This is a genomic window from Sphingomonas sp. 179-A 2A2 NHS, assembly GCF_045371305.1.
Classification (GTDB): domain Bacteria; phylum Pseudomonadota; class Alphaproteobacteria; order Sphingomonadales; family Sphingomonadaceae; genus Sphingomonas.
The window spans coordinates 67,178-83,646 of sequence record NZ_JBIQDE010000003.1 but is presented as its reverse complement, the minus strand read 5'-3'; the positions used below and the strand labels follow the sequence as shown (position 1 = coordinate 83,646).

Below are 16,469 nucleotides of genomic sequence, written 5' to 3'. Positions count from 1 at the left end.
TTGCGCCTTCGGATGATCGCCAGCGTCGCGATGATCACGGTCGCAAGTGGCGCATTATGGTTCGGCGGTGTCGCCTTTTGGTTGCTCGCGGTCGTAATTGCGCTGTTCATGATGGCTGAATGGTCGGATTTGCAGAAGGTGAGCGCACGCGAGAAGCGTCTTGCGCAATATGCACTGTCCGTGCCGCTGGCCGTGATGGCGCCAGCATCGCTCGTCCTCGAGGTGCATGACTTCTTCTCGCTGGGGCTTCTCGCGGGAGCGGGGTTCTTCGTCAGTGCCGTGACGCGCAAGCCGTCGCTTGGCCTCGGCGTGCTGTATTGCGGGTTGCCGGTACTGGCGCTGACGTTCCTGCGGCGGCAGGATGAGGGTCTGATCTGGGCCTTCTGGGCGCTGTCGCTGGTATGGGCGACGGATATCGGCGCATTCTTTGCCGGGCGGTCGATCGGCGGACCGAAGCTGGCGCCGCGCCTGTCGCCCAACAAGACCTGGGCCGGGCTGATCGGGGGCGTTGCTGCGGCCAGCGCGCTCGCACTTGTGCTTCATGTCCGCTATGGACTGCCTTGGCGTATGACGTTGGCGACGCCGCTGCTGGCCGTGCTGGCGCAAGGAGGCGACTTGTATGAAAGCTGGCTCAAGCGGCGGGCAGGCGTGAAGGACTCGGGCAACATCCTGCCGGGACATGGCGGCGTGCTCGATCGGCTTGATGGCGTCGTTCCGGTTGCGCCGGTTGCCGCGCTGCTTGTGGTTGCGCCGTACCTCTACCGATGAAAAGCGTCACCATTCTTGGCGCGACCGGCTCGATCGGTACGTCCACGCTCGACCTTCTCGAACGATCGCCGGAGGAATTCCGCGTCGTCGCGCTGACGGCGAATTGCGACGTGGCGCGCCTTGCAGCTGCCGCGATCCGCACGCGTGCCCAGCGCGCCGTGGTCGCGGACGAAGGCTACTTGCCGGCGCTGCGTGAAGCGCTGGCGGGGACGGGGATTGAGGCTTCTGGCGGTGAGCAGGCGGTGTGCGAGGCGGCAGCGATGCCGGCCGACGTCACCGTTGCCGCGATCGTCGGCTGTGCCGGTCTCAAGCCGGCCATGGTTGCGGTGGAGCAGGGCGGCACGCTGGCGCTGGCCAACAAGGAAGCGCTGGTCTCGGCCGGCGACGTGATGAAAGCTGCGGTTGCCCGCCATGCGGCGACGCTGCTGCCGGTGGACAGCGAGCATAGCGCGATTTTTCAGTGCTTGGACGCCAGGCTTGCCGAGCGGGTCAGCCGGATCATCCTGACCGCGAGCGGCGGTCCGTTCCGCGACAGCAGCCTCGCCGAGATGCGGGGCATCACGCCGGCGCAGGCCATGGCGCACCCCAATTGGTCGATGGGGGCCAAGATCTCCGTCGATTCGGCGACGATGATGAACAAGGGCCTTGAACTGATCGAGGCATTCCACTTGTTCCCGGTAACGGCGGACCAGATCGAGATCGTGGTGCATCGCCAGTCGGTGGTCCACTCGATGGTGGAATATGTCGACGGCTCGGTCATCGCGCAGCTCGGAACGCCGGACATGCGGACGCCTATCGCGGGCGCGTTGGCATGGCCTGACCGAATGGCGACTCCCGGTGAGCGTCTGGACCTGGTGAAGGTCGGTCGGTTGGACTTCGAAGCGCCCGATCAAGAGCGCTTTCCGGCGCTTCGCCTCGCGCGCGAGGCGCTGAAGGCAGGTGGCGGGCACCCGGCTATCCTCAATGCCGCGAACGAAGTGGCGGTGGCAGCTTTCCTAGGCGGCCGAACCTGTTACCTCGAAATTGCCGCAATCGTCGGCGATATTCTGGACCGCTATGACCCACCGGCTCCCGAAACGCTCGATGCCGTGCTGGACATCGATCGTGAAGCGCGGGCGTTGGCGGAAGAGCGTGTGAAGGAACGCGTCGCTTGATCCAAACTCCCGGCCTGCTGCTTACGCTGCTCGCCTTCGTCCTGGTAATCGGACCGCTCGTGTTCGTGCACGAGCTTGGCCATTATCTCGCCGGACGGATGTTCGGCGTGAAAGCGGACGTGTTTTCGATCGGCTTCGGCCGCGAAGTCGCGGGCTGGACGGACAAGCGCGGCACGCGCTGGAAGATCGGCTGGATGCCCCTGGGCGGTTACGTGCGCTTCGCTGGCGACATGAACGCGGTGAGCCAGCCATCGGCCGAATGGCTGTCGTTGCCGCCCGAGGAGCGCAACAAGACCTTCCAGTCGAAATCGGTGTGGCAGCGCGCGGTCATCGTCGCCGCTGGCCCGATCGTGAACTTCGTTCTCGCGATCCTGATCCTCGCGGGCTTCGCCTTCGCTTATGGCGACACGCGCACGCCGCCGGTGGTGGGCATGGTAGTCGAAGGTAGCGCCGCAGCGCAGGCCGGGCTGCAGGCGGGTGACCGCATCACGCGGCTGGGCGATCGCGAGATCGAGATCTTCGAGGACATGCTGGCCTATACCCGGATCCATCCGGGCGAGCGCGCCGAAGTGAGTTTGGTGCGCGGCGGCCAGTCAATGACGGTGCCGGTGACGATCGGGATCGACGAGCAGGTCGACCGGTTCGGCAATCGCTACCGTGTTGGCATGTTGGGCATCGCGCGCGTGGAACGCGTGACGGAACCCGTGAGCCTGCTGGAAGCGCCTGTCGTGGCGGTGAAGCGGACCGGCGACATTCTGTCGATGATGGTGGAGACGATCGGGCAGATCATCACGGGCCGTCGTTCCGTAAAGGAACTGGGCGGGCCCCTGTCGATCGCCAAGGTCTCCGGCGAACAGATCACTCTGGGCGTGGACGCCTTCGTGTTCCTGATCGCGCTGGTTTCCATCAATCTGGGGTTCATCAACTTGCTGCCAGTTCCGATGCTGGATGGCGGGCACTTGCTTTTCTATGCGATTGAGGCAGTGCGACGCCGGCCCGTCGGCCCGGAGGCGCAGGAATGGGCGTTCCGCGGCGGATTGGCCGCGATCCTGGCGTTGATGCTGCTCGTGACCTTCAATGATCTTGGGAATTTCGGCCTTTGGCGCAGCCTCGCAAGCTTGATCGGTTGACGATTCAAGGGCAGGGCGCGCGAAGGGGCTTGTTTGGGCTTACCGGGGTGGCTTTGGTGACTGTTTTGAACACTTCGTTTGTCCGTCCGCGCTCGGTCGCCTTGCTGCTTGGCTGCACGATGCTGGCCGGTGTGCCGGTGACCGCCGCTGCGCAGGAGGCGGCTGCGGCCCAGCCGGCTGCTACCGTGACTCCGACCGCGCAAGCGACTGCGCCTGCCGCCGCGACTCCGGAAAACCGCGTGATCCGCAGCCTGCGCGTCGAGGGATCGCAGCGCGTCGAGCCGGAGACCGCGCTCAGCTACACCAAGCTGCGTGTCGGCCAGCCCTATTCGAACGAGACGCTCGATCAGGCGATCAAGGACCTCTACGCGAGCGACCTGTTCGCCGACGTGACCGTCGCCGGCGCAGAGACCGGCGACATCATCCTTCGGGTGCGTGAGAACCCGATCATCAACCGCGTGATTCTGGAGGGCAACAAGCGCCTGAAGGACGACAAGATCACGAAGGAGATCAAGCTCAAGCCGCGGCAGGTGTTCACCCGCTCCGCGGTGCGGCAGGACGTCGCCCGGATCATCGAACTGTATCGCCGCCAGGGCCGGTTCGGCGCCAGCGTCGACCCGAAGATGGTCGCGCTCGACCAGAACCGCGTCGACGTGGTGTTCGAGATCAGCGAAGGGCCCAAGTCCAAGGTCCGCCAGATCAACATCATCGGCAACGAGGTGTTCGACGACGACAAGCTGCGCGAGCAGATGGCAACCAAGCAGGCGCGTCTCTTCCGCCTGCTTTCGTCGAACACGACCTATGACCAGGATCGCCTGGCGTATGACCAGCAGAAGCTGCGGCAGTTCTACCTGACCGAAGGCTATGCCGATTTCCGCGTGACGAGCGCGGTGGCCGAGCTAACCCCGGACAAGAAGGACTTCATCATCACCTACGTGGTGGAGGAAGGCCCGCGCTACAAGTTTGGCGACGTTACCGTCGACAGCGACATCCGCGACTTCGACGACAAGGCGCTGGCCAAGACGCTCGCCGTCAAGAAGGGCGACTGGTACAACGCCAAGCTGGTTGAAGACACGGTCGACAGCCTGAGCCAGACGGCCGGCCTGTTCGGCTATGCCTTCACCGAGGTGAGCCCCGAGTTCCAGCGCGACAAGGACGCGCTGACGATGTCGATCAACTTCCACATCGGCGAGGCCAAGCGGACGTACGTCGAGCGGATCGAGGTGACCGGCAACACCCAGACGCAGGACAAGGTGATCCGCCGCGAGATTCGTCTTGCCGAGGGCGATGCGTTCAACAGCTTCCAGGTGAAGCGCTCGCAGGATCGCATCAACAGCCTGGGCTATTTCCAGGACAAGTTCGAGATCAAGCAGACGCCGGGTTCGACCCCCGATCGCGTCATCCTGGGCGCGAACGTCGAAGAGAAGGCGACGGGCGAACTGCAGCTGTCCGCGGGCTTCTCCAGCCTCGAGCGGTTCATCGTCCAGTTCAATATCACGCAGCGGAATTTCCGCGGCAAGGGCCAGGAACTGCGGCTCGGCGTGAACTATTCGAGCTATTCCAAGTCGATCGAGGCGGGCTTCACCGAGCCGTATCTGTTCGACAAGAACATCGCCGTTGGCGTCGACGTGTTCCGTCGCGACTTCAACGCGTTCAACTTCGTCGGCAACGATCGCCAGACGACGTACAGCCAGGTGTCGACCGGGTTCCAGATCCGCGCCGGCGTGCCGCTGACGGAATATTGGACGCTGTCGGGCCGCTATGGCCTTTCGTACGATGAAGTCGGGCTCGATCGGAACCAGTTCTTCCGCGACGGCAAGTGCGATTATCTGCTCGCAGGCCGCTATCTCTGTGACGCTCTGGGCAATCGCGTAACCTCGTCGGTCGGCTATTCGCTGATCTATGACAGCCTCAACAGCCGCTTGCGGCCGACCCGCGGGCAGCGCTTCAGCCTGAGCCAGGACTTCGCTGGTCTGGGCGGGGACGTGAAGTATATTCGCAGCCGGGCGGACGGCGCCAAATACTGGGGTATCGGCGGCGGCTTCGTCCTGTCGGTGCAGGCCGAGGGTGGCTACATCCATGCGCTGGAAGACAGCCCGGGGCCGGGCATCGATCCGGTGCGAATTACCGACCGCTTCTACCTCGGCGAGCCGCAGTTCCGCGGCTTCGACATTCGCGGCGTCGGCCCGCGTGTGCAGCGTATTCCGTACACCACAGATGCGAACGGTAAGCAGATCCTCGTCACCGATCGCAATCGCATCGTCGACGACGCCTTGGGCGGCAAGGCTTATTACCTGGGCCGGCTCGAGCTGGAGATTCCGCTCGGCTCCGGCGCGCGGGAGCTTGGCCTGCGGCCGTCGGTCTATGTCCAGGCGGGCAGCTTGTTCAACATCACGCGCCCGCTGCCGACGGCGGACTTCCCGACAACCGTGGACGCGCAGGGCAATACGGTCGTACTGCCCTTGCCGCAGACCAATACGGCCGGGCAGCCGCTGTATTATTATGTCGGCGCGACGGGGGCACTCACGACGACGACCTGCGCGGCCGGCCTTCCCGACGCGAGCGGCGGATGTAACGGCATCATCCCGAACACGCCGCAGATCCGCTCGGAGCCGTTCCTCGAGCGATTCCTCGGCGATTCGCCCAAGCCGCGGCTCTCGATCGGCTTCGGCGTGAACTGGACTTCGCCGTTCGGACCTCTCCGTATCGATGTGGCCAAGGCACTGATCCAGCAGCCGGGCGACGACGACAAGCTTATTACCTTCAACGTAGGGACTCAGTTCTGATGACCAAGTTCAAGACCATGCTGATCGCGGCGGCACTCGCCGCGCCGGCGACCATGATTGCCGGCAATGCGACCGCACAAGTTTCGGGAATCGCCGTGGCGAACCCGGAGCAGGCGATCGCCAATTCCAAGGCGTGGACGGCCGCGCGTGCACAGATCCAGACCACGTACAAGGCGCAGATCGACCAGGCGACCGCCCGTCGCACGGCGATCGAGGCAGAGCTTCGCCCGCTGATCACCGCTGCGCAGACCGCGTCGCAGGCACCGGGCGCTACGGAGGCATCGCTGCGTCCGCAGCTGCAGGCGATCCAGACCAAGCAGCAGGCAGCACAGCAGGAGCTCTCGCGCCTGACCCAGCCGGCGCAGCGCGCGGAGGCATATGCGATCGAGCAGATCAGCGCCAAGCTGTCGGACGCGGTTCAGGCAGCGGTTCGTGCACGCAACGTGACGCTGCTGCTTCGTCCGGATGCGGCGATCTACGCCCAGCCGGCGGCTGACATCACCCCGGCGATCACCACCGAGCTCGACCGTCTTGTTCCCAGCGTCAGCATTACTCCGCCGGCGAACTGGCAGCCGGGTGGCCAGGGCCAGCAGGCTGCTGCTGCGGCGCCTGCGGCGCAGCCGGCCGCGACGCCGTCCAACCAGCGCAAGCAGCCGCAGGGCCGCTGATCCGCGATGAGCGAGACGCCGACTGCCGCCAACATCCTCGGCCCGTTTGATGTGACGCGGGTGATGGCGGCGCTGCCGCACCGTTACCCGATGCTGCTCGTCGACCGAGTGGAGCGGCTGGTGCCCGATGAATCGATCACCGCCATCAAGGCTGTGACGATCAACGAGCAGTTCTTCCAGGGACATTTCCCTGGACGCCCGATCATGCCGGGCGTGCTGATCGTCGAAGCGCTGGCGCAGGCCGCCGGCGTTCTGGCGGTCGAAAGCCTCGGCCTCGCTGGCACCGGCAAGCTCGTCTATTTCATGTCGATCGACGGCGTGAAATTTCGGAAGCCGGTAGAGCCGGGCGTGCTGCTGACGCTGGAGGTCTCCTTCGTCCAGAAGCGTGCGCGGGTCTGCAAGTTTGCCGGCAAGGCGATGATCGACGGGGAACTCGCTGCGGAATGCGAGTTCACCGCCATGATTGCGGATCCGCCGAGCGCGTGATTGCCTTGACGGCGCCGAGGCATGCGGGGCGTCGAGCAAGATGACGAACGAAGGGTGAGGCGAGCGCCAGTTGATGGATAGCCTCACCCTCTTCGGCCTCGTCGCGGTCAGCCTGATGCTGATCTGCTATGCGATGGAAGACCGCTCCCCTTCGTGGGTGCTGGGTTTTGCGCTGTCCTGTATGCTGGGCTCCGCCTACGGATTTTTGCAGGGCGCCTGGCCGTTCGGCGTCGTAGAAGCGATCTGGTCGCTGGTGGCGCTCAATCGCTGGCGCAAGCTTCGCTGATCGTTGCCTCGCGGCAGATGCTCTGCTACGCGCGCCGCTTCCTTTCAGGCTGGTCGGAACCAGCCATTTCGGAGACTAGACGTGAAGACCGATATCCACCCCGACTACCACATGATCAAGGTGCAGATGACCGACGGCACCGTGTACGAAACTCGCTCCACCTGGGGCAAGGAAGGCGACACGATGACGCTCGAGATCGATCCGCTGGCGCACCCGGCATGGACCGGCGGCAAGGGCCAGATGCTCGATGCGGGCGGCCAGGTTGCACGCTTCAACAAGCGTTTCGGCGGTGGTCTCACGCTCCGCAAGTAATTGAAGGTTAACCATCGCGAACGTAGCATTCAGCATGTTCGCGGCGGAATTCGAACCTGCAGAGACAAACGGCCGGCGCCGCAGCCCGCGTGCGCCGGTTTCGTTTGACGCCAGCATTGGCCGGACCCTGTGCAAGGTGGTGGACATCTCGCTCCACAGCGTGCGCATCCAAAGCTATTCTGCGCTCCGCAAAGGCTCCACGATCTGGCTGACGCTGCCCGAAATCGGGCCCGTTGCTGCCGACGTGATGTGGGCTGACGATTATACCGCCGGCTGCAAGTTCCAGCGGCCGCTGAGCCAGACGTCGTTAGATCAGCTAGCCGAGCGCTAAGCCGCATCCTACATAGGCCGAATGGCGGTTTACGTCGACACGGCCTTCATTCCCTTCCGTGGGCATTTGATGTGCCACATGATCGCGGATACGTTCGATGAACTGCATGGCATGGCGGACGCGGTCGGCATGCAGCGGCGCTGGTTCCAGCCGCGCAGTTTTCCCCATTACGATGTGCCGCAAGATCGCCGCGTCCTAGCGCTACGTCTCGGTGCCACGGAAGTGAATCGGCGCGAGATCGTGATGGTGATGCGCCGCCTGCGGGCCGATCCGGACTTCGTCGCGGCATTGAGCCGAGAGAGGGCGCGGCACGCGGCGCTGATCGGCTGACGGTACCCGTCCCCGATCTAGTACGTTTGGCAGCGATGGACCTACAGATCATCGTCAACGAAATCGCCCGAGAAATTGAAGAAGATGCAGCGCAGCTGGAAGCTGCGGCAGATGCAAAGAGAGAGGGGCTCACACCTGGCCAGTTCGGTATGGCCGTTGCGATCGCCGAGGATGTGTTCACCGCCGGCGCCGCCGATGTCGCCTTTCCGATCCAGAGCATTTCCAAGGTGCTCGCGCTGGAACTTGCCCTGTGTAGCCGCGGCGATCGCATCTTCGAGCGGGTAGGCCGCGAGCCGTCTGGTGATCCGTTCAATTCTGTCATCGATCTTGAGCGCACTAAAGGCATTCCGCGCAACCCCTTCATCAACGCCGGCGCATTGGTCGTCGTGGACATGCTGGTCACCGACTGCGGCGGATCAGATACGGTCATCAACTTCGTGCGCGAGCAGATCGGCGAGCATCCGCTTAGCCTCAATGATGACGTGATGAACGAAGGCGGCGATCTTAATCGCGCCATGTTGAGCTTCATGAAGCATCACGGGAACGTCGAAGCGCCGATTGACGAGATCATGGAAGCCTATGCCAAGCAGTGCGCCATTTCGGTCGATTGCACAGGCTTGGCCTTGGCCGGACGCTTTCTCACCCGCACTCGCTTAAGCGAAACCGATGAGGCCGAGGCGGAGCGGGCGCGGCGCATGCGCAAGGTACTCGCGCTGATGATGACTTGCGGGCATTATGACGGGTCCGGCGACTTTGCGGTGCGCGTGGGCCTGCCGGCGAAAAGCGGGGTCGGGGGCGGGATCCTTGCCATCGCCTCGGAGCATGCGTCGATCGCGGTTTGGTCTCCGAACCTCGATCAGAACGGAAACTCGATCCTGGGAGTTCACGCGCTCGAAAAGCTCGGGGCGAAGACCGGATGGTCGGTGTTCGGGCCGCCGCTGAGATCTCGATCTTGAACAATATAACGCTGAACCCCCTCCGGGGGCGACCTAGAGCCGTTTCTGAGGCGCTGAATGGGCCACTGCCTCGGCGGTTTGGCCCAGAGGATTTCAGTGAGATTATTGATGGTTAATAAATCTGCAAGTACAAGATATTAATGTTTCGTTAAGGACTAAACTCCACCTCCGCCTCTGAGCAATTCACTTCAGGATGAGGATGGTATCAATGAACCTGCATGATCACCACTTCATCGATCCGCAGCCGGCGCCGCCGGTAGCTGATGATAAGCCTGATCGGCGAGGTGGAAGCCGACATGTCACCGTCTTCTTCATCGCCCGGATGACATGCGGGGGCAATCAGGGTTTCGGCCGCGTGCTGAATATCTCTGACGGTGGCATGATGATCTCTGCACGCCTGCCGTTGAGGCTAGGCGACGAAGTCACGGTCGATCTGTCCGAGAACTGTACGCTAACGGGCAATGTCGTGTGGCGGGATTCGGACTGGGCGGGGTTGAAGCTGATCACCCCCATCGACAGCCTCGCGCTTTTGAACCGCTTGAACGAGGAGCGACGGCATTCGCGTCGGCGATCGCTGCGCCTTCCGGTGGACAAGCCAGCGGTTGCAATGAGCGAGTTCGGCATCCAGGTCGTACGGCTTCGAGACCTTTCCCAACGCGGCGCGAAAGTGGTTCACGATGGCCGCTTCTATCCGGGTCTGTCGGTCAAGATCCAGGTGACGCCGGGGCATGATCGGCGGGGGTTCGTGCGCTGGTCTTCGGACGGGATTGCGGGACTGGAGTTCCTCGAAGTGCTGAGCGTTGACGATCTGTCGTCGGCGAAGGCGATCAACGAAGCTTGAGAGCGCCGTCGACATCCGGCCGCAGCTAGCTGAGGTTGATCGGCCTCATAATACCATCCACGACCATCTTGGTCTCAGCGGCCGACTTCTTGGCGTGTTCGTGCGGGCATCAGGTGATGCGCGTCATCCTCTGATGGCTTCGCGCCGATCTCCTCCGCGGTGAAGCGCTGGCCAATCGCCTGGCCGACATCCGCGATGGCCGACTCCAAATTGAGGTACGTGCCGTCGAAGTCGCCCGCCTGTTCCAGCCGACGTAGATCGGCAATCGTCACCCAGCCGTCGCCATATTCGATGAGTCCCTGGGCAGCCATGGACCTGAGCGTGCGATTGATGTGGACTGAGGTGAGACCGAGAATATCGCCCAGCTGCTCCTGCGTGAAGGGCATGGGAAAGCGCGATCGGTCTCCAAGTCCCTTGGTCGCTTGGCGAAGCCCAAGTTCACACAGCAGGTGAGCCGTGCGGGTAAGCGCATCCCGCCGGCCCAGGTTGACGATCCACTCCTGCGAAATCGCTCCTTCCGCAACTTGATCGAGCGCCAGCGCCTCAAGGATGGACGGAGATCCTTTCAGCAGAGCGATCATTGCCGGCAGCGGGATTTCCGCCACTTTCGTTGCTGTCAACGCCTGGATGTTCTCCTTCGCCTTCTCTGGTGGCAGGCGCGGAAAATTCAGCAGATCGCCAGGAAGGTGCACCGCAACGATCTGGCGGCCGCCTGATCTGACGATTTTGTGCCGTTGAACATAACCGCCGAGCAGCACGAGAACCGATGCGTGCCGTTCACCTTGCCGAACCAGATAGGAACCTGCCTGCACCGCGCGCTCCGCACACGGGAGGCCTGCAATCAGTTCGCCGTCTGCCACACTCAGTCCGTAAAGCGTGCGCAGCTTGGCAGCGAGCGGCGCGAGTGCCCGCACCGGATGAACTTGGCTCATTCTGGAATTCCTGACGATAGCCAACGATCTGCCTGTCGTTTCGGGTCCCAAATAAAATCGAACTGTGCAATTTGTTCACCGCTCGGCGGCGACCGCCGTGGTACATCGCTATGGCCTCGTTTATCGGTTGGGATAACAAGAGGCTATGGTCCTCGTCTCCCTGCTGTACGTCAGCCGCAGTTTTATCGACTTTCCCCGCGACGAATGGAAGGTCGTGGATATCGTGCGGGTAGCCCGGGAGCGAAATCGGCTGCTGAGCGTAACGGGCGCGCTGATGTTCACCGAGACGCACTTCGCGCAGGTGCTGGAAGGACCGGCCACGGCAGTGGACGAGCTGATGGCGAGTATCAGGCGCGACGATCGTCATGGCGATGTGACGGTGATCGAGACCGAGGCGATGAGCCGGCGCCGGTTCGGTAACTGGTCGATGGCCTATTGGGGACCGGCGGGTCTCGTGGAGGGACAGTTGGAGCCGGTGCTCGCCGTCGCTGCGGGACGCGGATCAGTCTTCGCATCGCGAGACCTGATCGCGCTGATGATGCAGCTCGCTGAGAATGGCGAGTGACGGCACGCAAGCGCTGTCGAGCGGAGCATTGCACGACCGCGCTTGAGGTGGCGGAAGCGGTGGGATTCGAACCCACGGACGGCTTGCACCGTCGCTGGTTTTCAAGACCAGTGCCTTAAACCACTCGGCCACACTTCCACGTTTCGTATCGCCCTGTGGCGTGCTGCGGCGATGCGTGCAAGCCTGTCGATGATTGGCGGTTCCGCCATGCGGCGGGCTGTGTCACACAGGCGAGGTGAAGCGCTTTCATTCCATCTTTCATCGTCTTCGTCTCGGCATCGCCATCGGCCTGGCGTTCACCGCTGCAGGATCGGCCCATGCGCAGGACGAAGCTGGGTTCCAGGCCTACCTGCGTGAATTGCGTGCGCAGGCGCTGCGCGAGGGCGTGCGGCCGGCAACGGTAGACGCGGTGCTGCCGACGCTGACGTTCAGCCAGCGTGTTGTCGATCTCGATCGCCAGCAGCCGGGCAATCCAGGATCAACGGCGTCGCCGCCGTTCGCGCCATACAAGGCGCGGCATGTCGATGCGGCAAGGATCAGCCGGGGGCGCACCGCTTACGCAGCTAATCGTGCAAGACTGGCGCGCGTGGAGGCCGAGACCGGCGTTCCCGAATCGATCATGGTGGCGATCTGGGGGCACGAGACCAACTACGGCGGCTATAAGGGCAACTTCGACTTGCTGCGCAGCCTGGCGACGCTCGCTTATGAGGGACGCCGCCGCAGCCTGTTCGCCGGCGAGTTCATCGCGACACTGAAGATCCTGGAGCGTGGGATCCCGCGCTCGACCTTGGTTGGCAGCTGGGCGGGCGCAACGGGTAATCCGCAGTTTCTGCCGTCGATCTACCTGCGCCTCGCCCGTGACGGCGACGGCGACGGGAAGGCAGACATCTGGAACAGCGAGGCTGACACGCTGGCCTCGATCGGGAATTACTTCGTCAACGCCGGCTGGCGTCCAGGTGAACCTTGGGGGATCGCGGTGACCGTTCCCGCGGGTTTCGATCGCAGCAGCCAGCGCAATCGTCTGGTCTCGCCCCGCTGCCCGCGTGTGTTCGAGCGGCACAGCACATGGCGGACCATGGCCGAGTGGCGGGCGTTGGGGATCGTGCCCCAAGGTAGCCGCTGGCCGGGCGACAACGTGCTTGCGACGCTGATGGAGCCGGACGGGCCGGGCGCAACCGCGTATTTGCTGACCGGCAATTACCGGGTGATCCTCGATTACAACTGCTCGAACTTCTATGCGCTGTCGGTGGGATTGCTGGCCGATGCGGTCGAGCGCTAGCGCGCTTAGCCTTGTGGCGCTGCTGCTCGCTGGCTGTAGCGGCGGCAGCGAGGTTCCGAGGCCTCCCATCACCTCCGCTCCTGCCGAGCGGGGCTACGCCGTTCCGTTGCCGCCCGAAGCAGGGGCGCGGGAGGGGCCGTCGGGTACGTCAGGCATGGGCGCGGCGCGCTATGATCAGGTGGGTTACGCCAGCTGGTACGGCGAGGAGCTGGAAGGTGCGTCGACGGCAAGCGGCGCGCCGTTTGTTCCCGATGCCATCACGGCGGCACACCGGACGCTACCCTTGGGTTCGCACGCGGAATTGACGGCGCTGGATAGCGGCCGCACGATCCTGGTGCTCATCAACGATCGCGGGCCAAGCCGTGCCGACCGCGAGATTGATCTGTCCCGGGGGGCAGCGGCGCTCCTGGGGATGAATGGCCAACCGATGGCGCCGGTTCGAGTGCGCGGCGTGAATGCGAGCGCGGCCGATGCCGCGGCGCTGGCGAGTAGCCGGCCAGCTGCCTCGCGGCTTTCCGCGCCTCCGGCACTGCTGGCCGCCCTGCGTATTCAGTTACCGCGATCGACGATGCGAGAGACGGCATCTCCTACGCTGCGGCGGGCAGCCGCAACGCCGCGGCCACCGGTTGCGGCTGCGGCATCGCCGAAGAGCGGCGCCTACCTCGTCCAAGTCGCGGCGTTTTCTAGCGAAGATCGGGCACGTGCGCTGGCCGCAAGGTTCGACGGCAGAGTGGAGAGCAACGGCGGCTTGCACCGTGTACGCCTTGGCCCGTTTTCCGACGCGTCATCGGCGCAACGCGCGCGTGACGAGGCCGCGCGGCGCGGCTATGGCGACGCAACGATCATCGTCCAGCCCTGAACCTTCCTTCCGGAGCCCCGAGTAGAGCGTCCATGACCAAAATCCTGTCCTTCCTCGCGCTTCCGGCGATCGCCGTGTCGGTCGCTTACCCGTCGGCTGCCTCGGCGCCGCAGTTCCAGACGACGGCTCCGGTCGCGTTCATGGAGGATCTCTCCTCCGGCGCGGTGTTGTACGCCAAGGATGCAGATCGTCGCATGCCGCCCGCTTCGATGGCGAAGATGATGACGGCTTATGTCGCATTCGACATGATCAAGCGCGGCGAGCTGAAGCTGAACCAGGAGTTCGAGGTTCGTCCCGAGACGTGGAAGCGCTGGCACGGGCCGGCAGCGGGATCGACCATGTTCCTGTCGCCGGGCGAGCGGGTGTCGGTCGAGAACCTGCTTAACGGGATTGTGACGCTGTCGGGCAACGATGCCTGCGTGGTGCTGGCGGAAGGCATTTCGGGGACGGAGGAAGCCTTCGTTCAGCGGATGAACGAGGCGGCGCGCAAGCTCGGCCTGACCAACAGCCACTTCGGCACGTCGAACGGATGGCCTGACAACGGCGTCACCTATGTCACCGCGCGGGATCTGGCGAAGCTGGCGGCCGCGACGATCGAAGAGCATCCCAAGCTCTACAAGCAATTCTACTCGCGCCGCGAATTCACCTGGGGCAAGACGCTGGGCTCGGGTTCGGCGATCACCCAGGCGAACCGCGATCCGCTGCTTGGTCGTGTGGCGGGTGCGGACGGGCTGAAGACCGGTCACACAGAAGAGGCCGGCTATGGCTTCACCGGGTCGGCAGAGCAGAATGGCCGCCGGATCGTAATGGTGCTGGCAGGCCTCACCAGCTTCAACCAGCGCATTTCCGAATCCGTCCGCTTCATGGACTGGGGCTTCCGGGCCTGGCAGGCGAAGCCGATCGTGAAGCAGGGCCGCAAGGTGAGCGATGCCGACGTGCAGCTTGGCGATTCGTCCACCGTCGGGCTGGTTGCGCCGCGCGACCTGAAAGTCGCCCTCCCGTCGGGCGCGGTGCCGGCGATGACCGCGAAGGTCGTGTACGAAGGCCCGATCAAGGCGCCGATCAAGGCCGGCGCGCATATCGCAAACCTCGTTGTCACCTCGCCGGGCCTGCCCGAGCAGACGCTGCCGCTGGTCGCCGACAAGGACGTGGCGGAAGCAGGCTTCTTCGGTCGCGCCTGGGCGGGGCTGACCGGGCTGTTCGGATGACCGGACGTTTCCTCTCGCTCGAGGGGGGCGAGGGGGCCGGCAAGTCGACGCAGGTCCGCGCACTCGCGGCCGCACTGGAAGCGCGTGGCATCCCGGCGCACGTTACGCGGGAGCCCGGCGGCAGCGAGGGCGCTGAGGCGATCCGCGGCCTACTGATGCAGGGCGACGTTGCGCGCTGGAGCCCGCGGACCGAGACACTGCTGTTCGCAGCCGCGCGTGCCGACCATGTCGAGAAGGTGATCCGGCCAGCCGTCGAGGCAGGTACCTGGGTGATCACCGACCGGTTCGTCGATTCCACTCGCGCTTACCAAGGTCTTGCTGGTGGGATCGACGACACGGCGATTATGGCTCTGCACGCATTCGGCACGAACGGACTTCTGCCGGACCGCACCTTCGTTCTCGAATTGCCAGTCGAAGAGGGCGCACGCCGGGCGGCATTGCGAGATGGCGGGCTGGCGGATCGCTTCGCGTTGCGTGGGCCTGATTTCCACGCAGACGTGGCGCGCGCCTTCCGGTCGCTGGCGGCGGGCGAGCCGGAGCGGTTCCGGATCGTGGATGCGGCGAAGCCTGCGGCAGACGTAACGGCGGATCTGCTGGCCGGACTGGCCGATCTGCTGCCATGACGCGCCTGCGCGGCAATGGCGCCGCCCACGCCGCGTTCGAAGCGGCCGTAAGCGGCGGACATCTGCACCATGCATGGCTGTTCGCAGGGCCGCCCGGGATCGGCAAGGCAACCTACGCACGCGACGCGGCGGCGTCGCTGCTTGCCCGAGCTGCTGGAGACGCGACAGGAGATCGGACCCGTGCGCTGATCGAGGCGGGATCGCATCCCGACTACCGCGTTCTCGAACGACTGCCGAAGGATGGGAAGCCGGACGGCGACCTCGCGCGGAGCATCACGATCGCGCAGGTGCGGACGCTCCAGCCGATGTTCGCCACGACGCCCTCTCTGGGGCCGCGGCGCGTCGTCTTGATCGACGCAGTCGACGACCTGGAGCGCGCGGGCGCCAATGCGCTGCTCAAGAACCTGGAGGAGCCGCCGGAAGGGACGGTCTTCCTACTGATCAGCCATGCGCCGGGACGGCTGCTGCCGACGATCCGTTCGCGATGCCGCTTGCTGCGATTCGAGCCGCTGAACGGTGAGGAAATGCTTGCCGCACTTGGCGATCTGATCCCGGACGCCAGCGATGAGGAGCGCGAGGCGCTGGTGCGCTCGGGCGGCGGTTCGCCCGGGCGCGCGCTACGGTTTGCCGGGCTGGAACTCGGCAGGCTCGATGCGGCGCTGGGCTTGATCGCACGAGACGGCGACCGGACAAATCAGGAGCGGGTGCGGCTGATGCGCGCCCTGTCCCCCAAGGCTGCGCAGGCGCGCTACGAGGCTTTCCTTGATCGCGTGCCAACCTTCGTCGCGGAGCAGGCGCCGTTTCGTGCCGGCGAGGCACTCCGCACCGCGCTGGATGCTTATGAAGAGAGCCGGGCTCTGGCAGCGAGCGCACGCGCCTTGTCGCTAGATCCGGCAAGCACGGTGTTTGAACTGGCGGGGGTGGTCGCGCGGCTCGCGCGCGAGTAGAGGCTCAA

The 16,469-nt window shown here is 64.5% G+C and carries 19 protein-coding genes and 1 tRNA gene; 18 read left to right on the top strand and 2 right to left on the bottom strand.

The features are described from left to right. Positions 1–12: 12 nt before the first annotated feature. The 12 genes from ACH0AE_RS06755 (at position 13) to ACH0AE_RS06700 (ending at position 10,048) form a co-directional block, all read left to right on the top strand. Complete coding sequence (locus tag ACH0AE_RS06755; RefSeq protein ID WP_294443082.1) at positions 13–768, top strand: phosphatidate cytidylyltransferase; 756 nt, start codon at positions 13–15, stop codon at positions 766–768. Next, a complete protein-coding gene (locus ACH0AE_RS06750) occupies positions 765–1,922 on the top strand; it encodes a 1-deoxy-D-xylulose-5-phosphate reductoisomerase (RefSeq protein WP_294443083.1) in 1,158 nt (385 codons plus the stop codon). The genes ACH0AE_RS06755 and ACH0AE_RS06750 overlap by 4 nt, the downstream gene beginning before the upstream one ends. Continuing rightward, positions 1,919–3,052: an RIP metalloprotease RseP gene (rseP, locus tag ACH0AE_RS06745; protein WP_294443084.1), complete on the top strand. Its 1,134-nt coding sequence runs from the start codon at positions 1,919–1,921 to the stop codon at positions 3,050–3,052. The genes ACH0AE_RS06750 and rseP overlap by 4 nt, the downstream gene beginning before the upstream one ends. A 119-nt stretch (positions 3,053–3,171) precedes the next feature. Then, entirely contained in the window at positions 3,172–5,838 is a 2,667-nt protein-coding gene (bamA, locus tag ACH0AE_RS06740) for an outer membrane protein assembly factor BamA (RefSeq protein WP_294443103.1), read from the top strand. Continuing rightward, positions 5,838–6,506, top strand: coding sequence for an OmpH family outer membrane protein (locus tag ACH0AE_RS06735; protein WP_294443085.1), 669 nt, complete (start codon positions 5,838–5,840; stop codon positions 6,504–6,506). Before bamA ends, ACH0AE_RS06735 begins: the two co-directional genes overlap by 1 nt. Positions 6,507–6,512: 6 nt before the next feature. Next, on the top strand, positions 6,513–6,992 hold the full coding sequence (gene fabZ, locus ACH0AE_RS06730; protein ID WP_294443086.1) for a 3-hydroxyacyl-ACP dehydratase FabZ: 480 nt from the start codon (positions 6,513–6,515) through the stop codon (positions 6,990–6,992). Between the two features lie 73 nt (positions 6,993–7,065). Further along, positions 7,066–7,278 (top strand): hypothetical protein, encoded by a 213-nt coding sequence (locus tag ACH0AE_RS06725; protein ID WP_294443087.1) that lies wholly within the window; start codon positions 7,066–7,068, stop codon positions 7,276–7,278. A gap of 81 nt (positions 7,279–7,359) precedes the next feature. Continuing rightward, on the top strand, positions 7,360–7,590 hold the full coding sequence (gene rpmE / locus ACH0AE_RS06720) for a 50S ribosomal protein L31 (RefSeq protein WP_294443089.1): 231 nt from the start codon (positions 7,360–7,362) through the stop codon (positions 7,588–7,590). A 34-nt stretch (positions 7,591–7,624) separates the two neighbouring features. Next, on the top strand, positions 7,625–7,921 hold the full coding sequence (locus ACH0AE_RS06715) for a PilZ domain-containing protein (protein WP_294443090.1): 297 nt from the start codon (positions 7,625–7,627) through the stop codon (positions 7,919–7,921). Positions 7,922–7,942: 21 nt separating this feature from the next. Next, the gene (locus ACH0AE_RS06710) at positions 7,943–8,251 is read left to right on the top strand and encodes a DUF4031 domain-containing protein (RefSeq protein WP_294443091.1); all 309 of its coding nucleotides are present in this window, start codon (positions 7,943–7,945) and stop codon (positions 8,249–8,251) included. A gap of 35 nt (positions 8,252–8,286) precedes the next feature. Then, a complete protein-coding gene (gene glsA, locus ACH0AE_RS06705; protein WP_294443092.1) occupies positions 8,287–9,207 on the top strand; it encodes a glutaminase A in 921 nt (306 codons plus the stop codon). Between the two features lie 208 nt (positions 9,208–9,415). Next, positions 9,416–10,048, top strand: a complete 633-nt coding sequence (locus tag ACH0AE_RS06700) for a PilZ domain-containing protein (RefSeq protein ID WP_406875591.1) — start codon at positions 9,416–9,418, stop codon at positions 10,046–10,048. Positions 10,049–10,122: 74 nt separating this feature from the next. Here ACH0AE_RS06700 and ACH0AE_RS06695 read toward each other — a convergent pair whose 3' ends face one another. After that, positions 10,123–10,980 carry a Crp/Fnr family transcriptional regulator gene (locus ACH0AE_RS06695; protein ID WP_294443093.1) on the bottom strand — a complete coding sequence of 286 codons (858 nt, stop codon included), beginning with the start codon at positions 10,978–10,980 and terminating at the stop codon, positions 10,123–10,125. 145 nt (positions 10,981–11,125) lie between these two features. On the opposite strand from ACH0AE_RS06695, the gene ACH0AE_RS06690 reads away from it, so the two are divergent. Then, entirely contained in the window at positions 11,126–11,545 is a 420-nt protein-coding gene (locus ACH0AE_RS06690; protein WP_294443094.1) for a BLUF domain-containing protein, read from the top strand. 48 nt (positions 11,546–11,593) lie between these two features. On the opposite strand, the gene ACH0AE_RS06685 is transcribed toward ACH0AE_RS06690, so the two are convergent. Further along, positions 11,594–11,683: transfer RNA gene (locus ACH0AE_RS06685), tRNA-Ser, on the bottom strand. Positions 11,684–11,780: 97 nt separating this feature from the next. On the opposite strand from ACH0AE_RS06685, the gene ACH0AE_RS06680 reads away from it, so the two are divergent. The 5 genes from ACH0AE_RS06680 to ACH0AE_RS06660 all read left to right on the top strand — a co-directional run bounded on the left by ACH0AE_RS06680 (position 11,781) and on the right by ACH0AE_RS06660 (position 16,461). Beyond that, positions 11,781–12,824, top strand: a complete 1,044-nt coding sequence (locus ACH0AE_RS06680; protein WP_406875590.1) for a lytic transglycosylase domain-containing protein — start codon at positions 11,781–11,783, stop codon at positions 12,822–12,824. 154 nt (positions 12,825–12,978) lie between these two features. Continuing rightward, a complete protein-coding gene (locus ACH0AE_RS06675; RefSeq protein WP_406875589.1) occupies positions 12,979–13,683 on the top strand; it encodes a septal ring lytic transglycosylase RlpA family protein in 705 nt (234 codons plus the stop codon). A 32-nt stretch (positions 13,684–13,715) separates the two neighbouring features. After that, the gene (locus tag ACH0AE_RS06670) at positions 13,716–14,891 is read left to right on the top strand and encodes a D-alanyl-D-alanine carboxypeptidase family protein (protein ID WP_294443096.1); all 1,176 of its coding nucleotides are present in this window, start codon (positions 13,716–13,718) and stop codon (positions 14,889–14,891) included. Continuing rightward, on the top strand, positions 14,888–15,514 hold the full coding sequence (gene tmk, locus ACH0AE_RS06665; RefSeq protein WP_294443097.1) for a dTMP kinase: 627 nt from the start codon (positions 14,888–14,890) through the stop codon (positions 15,512–15,514). Before ACH0AE_RS06670 ends, tmk begins: the two co-directional genes overlap by 4 nt. Further along, on the top strand, positions 15,511–16,461 hold the full coding sequence (locus ACH0AE_RS06660; RefSeq protein WP_294443098.1) for a DNA polymerase III subunit: 951 nt from the start codon (positions 15,511–15,513) through the stop codon (positions 16,459–16,461). The genes tmk and ACH0AE_RS06660 overlap by 4 nt, the downstream gene beginning before the upstream one ends. Positions 16,462–16,469 lie beyond the last annotated feature (8 nt).